Here is a 4173-nt window from a genome sequence, read left to right on the forward strand (position 1 = left end):
TCCAATTCCAGTCCGGTATATCCAGATGCTCACAAAGCAATTTTCTTATAAACTGAGATTGAAAAAGGGCATTATTGCAACTGTACATTTCCCGCGTATCGTTTCCAAATAATAAATACGGCTTGTCTTTTTTATCATCTAAAGACAGGGATAAATCTTTGTAAAGCATATATGTATAAGTCTTTTTTATAAATCCTATTACTTTTTTAGAAATCTCTCTTTTAACTGGTAAAATGTGAATATGCGCGTGATCAACGCCGCATGTATTGCCGTTGACAGGAAAAGCCCCATGTTCAAAAGCAAAATAGTCTTCGCCGAGCAACTGGGTTATGTTATTTACTAACGCAAAAAACTGGCCTTTTTCATCATCACCCAGTTGTTTCATGGTATTTATATGTTTTTTGGGTAATACCAAAAGATGATTTTTGACAATGGGCGATACGCTGGGCAGGACAACAAATTTATCATTGTTAAATAATATCCGATTGGTTACCGAATAATTCTTTTGAATATCATCGTTAGTTTCGTGATTAATAAATTCTTGGCAAAAACAGCAATTAACCATAAAAATAATCTCCTTCTAAATTATAAGTTAATATATCTTTTTTATCGGCTATTTGTCAATATCACGCAATAGTGTTATTATTTAAATGCTAGGGAATGAAAATATTATATATCCTGACATAAAAAGCGGGCTTAAACATAATCATATATTTAAGAAATTTGGACCACGGAGTACACGGAGTTTTTGTACGAAAATCATTTCTTCCTCCGTGTTCTCTGTGTCCTCCGTGGTTATTTCCTTTGTGTTATTTGTGCAAAAAAAAGCGGGCAAACGCGAATGCGCCTGCCCGCCGTGTTAAGCAATGTTATGTGCTACTTTTGCAGTATTAGCGGTACGGTTAAAATGTTCCCTTTTAATATCGCTCCCTCATACGTTAAATTGGTAAAGAAACCAACCAAAATGGATTGATGAAGCATCGAATTATATGTCAAAGTGCTGGCACCGCCGGGTGCAGTCCAAGCGCCTGAGGAATTAGTAGGCATTACTCCGTTACAGATAAATTCGTCGATATTTGGTATTACGTCACTTCTAACGGGAACGGTCATTACTTCCCATAAGCCTGTAAATGTGTCGTCATCGTTTGTGCCTGCCGCCGTTGCTTCGCTGGTATTAACCAGCCACGCAACGCGGATAGAGTGCCTTGTTCCCGGGAATGAAGCGTGCGCGTAGGAAATGTAAGGTATAGTAGTATCATTCCTTACGTTAATCATAATTTTTGTTCCGGCGGAAAGGAAAGTGTCTACCCTTACAGAATTAGGTTCCCTGGCCTTGTTTGTTACGTCAGCAGCGGGAATATAGGTGTACCAAAGCCCGCCTTCGTCACTGTAATACGCAAGATGAACGTTGTCGTTTTTATCTACCGCCATGTCAACGTGAGTGCCTTTACCTTCGGCTATTACTGCGGCGTTATTTTGCCATGTTGCTGTTGGGATAGCTGCGGTTCCTAAAAACCCGTTTGTACTAGTATTACCACCTGGAGTAGAGTTAACAAAGGAGAACATCAGATTCTGTGACGTATTGTCATACCATGCTATAAGCGGCTTACCGTCACTAAGGAACCCAACTGCCGTATACATACTGCCTTTATATGTTTGAGTATTGTCGGCTACTATTACTGATGTAGCGCCTGATGTAGTTGGTGTGGCTGAAGTGGATATATTAAAGCCATCAGCAGCTCCAACAGCGCCGTATATGATCCTGACTTCCTTATTATTGGATTCATTATCAAAATAGCTCATTAAAATCCTGTCGACAGTATCATTTGTTCTGGTGGAGCCAGTTGACTGAACAGCAATACGCGGAATCCTAAAACGTTCAGGGTTAGAGCTTGTCATTGCATAAAGATTAAGAGAACCGGTAGCGGTTGCGTTACCAGAATTATCATCTGCGGGAGTTGAATTTGCGGAGTTGCCTGTACCTCCGGCATTACTCTTCCCAAGTTGGAAACCGCGATTATTTTGGGAACTAAGGTCGGAAGCCGCCGCGTAAAAAGTGGATAAAGTTTTGCTGGCAGCAACAGTGGAAAAGACTACCCTGTTAGAGTATGCCGTTCCAAGTATATAATTAGTGTTGTCTTTCCGTACTTTTAAACGCCCAGTACTCTGACCGTTATAGAAACCAAAACTTAATAGGCGGTTACCGCTGCTGTTTACTCTCATAAAAGGATTGGAGATGTAAGGTATATCTTGATTATATAACCATCCCGTGTTCCACACATAGATGTATCGGCTGTTGTCAAGTTTGTTGTTGTTTACGCCGTTGGGTTCCTTGTTGTAATCGGTTGTTTTATTTTTGAGATCGCTGTTATTAAACGAATTTTTACCGTTTACAGTAACAACCAAATCTCCTGAGTTAACGCCTGTTACAGTACCCTTTATGCCTCCGGCAATTCCAGGTGGATTAGCCAATGAAGGAGTTAATGAGGTGCCGCCTATAGTTAATGTCGTATTACCTAGGTCAGTTTTACCCAGGTTAAATCCCTTTATTGTAATTGTTTCTCCTTCACGTACCGGATAGCCGCCAAGCGCGGAACGGTTAAATACGGAAGGCACATAGTATGTGTTGCTAAGGGAGGTAACTACTTCCGATATGTAGGGATTAATGTTTACATTTTTTACAGAAGTTGACGTTGCGTTTTTGCCGTCATAAACCTTAAAGGTAATATCAACATTATCATCCGCTACCGTGTCAATCTTTGAACTGTCCCACATAAACTGCCATACAAGGGTATGTCCGTATTCAAGAGTATTCTGCGGAACTTGGGCTTCTGTCCATACAAGCCTGAACACCCTTTCTCCGGCTACATTACTTGTTTGCTCAAGTAAACCGCTTGAATTTCTTGTGGCAATGTCAAATTCAATACCGGAACCATTACCGCCGTTATAACCCGGAATTGTAACGGCAATTCTATTAATTTGGTGGTTGTCGTTAACTTTACCGTTAAATATTACCTTGCCGCTTATGTTGGCGGTTCCGCCTTTGTCAGCCGCGCCGTCATTAGCTGCCGAATGAGCCTGATATTGAACATAACCGTTCTTTGTTGTTGTGGCTGTGGTTACCGTCGCATCAACATAATCGGTATAAACCGCATCGGCAAGGGCTGACGGCAAATTGGCGTCGTAATTTGCAGGATTTCCAAGATCGCCGACCGCCGTTGTCGGCACTTTATGTCTTTGTCCAAAGTTGGTTACATCAATTTTAGGAGAAATATTATCATCATTGTTTATAGATACTGTAAGCAATACCGCATGGGAAAGCTGATCATACTCCGGATGTACTGTGTCGCCGGATAAAACTGTGTCGTATACCTTTACAATAAACAACCCCGTTGTCGTATCCGTAATTCCGGTAAAATCATTAAATCCGATAATGTTTGCTGGAATAACCGCATCCGGACCTTGTTTTTTAACTTCAATGAACTGATAAACCTCGCCTTTTCCTTCACCATTTGAGGCGGCAATAAAAATAGTGTCTTTATAACCGTTCGGCGCCCCATACTTGGTAAAGTCGGTATCAGGCGCAGTTGTGGCAATTTGGTAGACCCTGCCCCTTTTCATAGCGGTGACAGGTATTGCTGTTACGTCTTTTGTAACGTAAGTAACCGTAGCCCATTTCGCTCCATTGCCCTTTTCCAACTCCAGTCTCATCCCGAAACGTTCATTGCGAATCCTGAATTCCTTATCAGGCGTGTCAATATTGCCTCTTCCTTCGGATGTATTATTAACTTCATATCCTTTTCCATTGGGCGTTTTATCTTTGAATTCGCTTGGATAATCAAGAAAGCCGCTAAAATTGATATCTGTTCCAATGTTAATATATGTGATGCGTGGTTTGTTGTTTTCGATATAGATGTCTTTCTGATAATGTGTGGCGTTCCCCGCCGTATCCATTACTATATAATGCACCATATACGGACCGTCGGGAAACTGCTGCTGTGTTCCGTCTATATTGGAGATCATCATACGCGCTTGCCATGTTTTATCAGTTAAGCCTGCCCATTTTTCACCGTAAGTTCCGTCCCCGTCAAAGTCATCATTAAGATCACTTTCCGTAGAATCTATGACTAAAGCGTTTGGAGATGTCCATTTTTTACCGATACTGTCATAATT

Annotated in this window: 2 protein-coding genes; both read right to left on the reverse strand. The window is 41.2% G+C overall.

The genetic code is table 11. The annotated features are described in order from the left end of the window. Positions 1 to 565: HIT family protein (locus tag ACYVRA_RS05715; RefSeq protein WP_461251787.1), on the reverse strand; the 565-nt coding region annotated here is incomplete at its 3' end. 311 nt (positions 566 to 876) lie between these two features. Next, a partial coding sequence (locus ACYVRA_RS05720) for a hypothetical protein (protein WP_461251788.1) occupies positions 877 to 4173 on the reverse strand: 3297 nt, incomplete at its 5' end.

The sequence above is a fragment of the Treponema sp. R8-4-B8 genome, assembly GCF_054786175.1.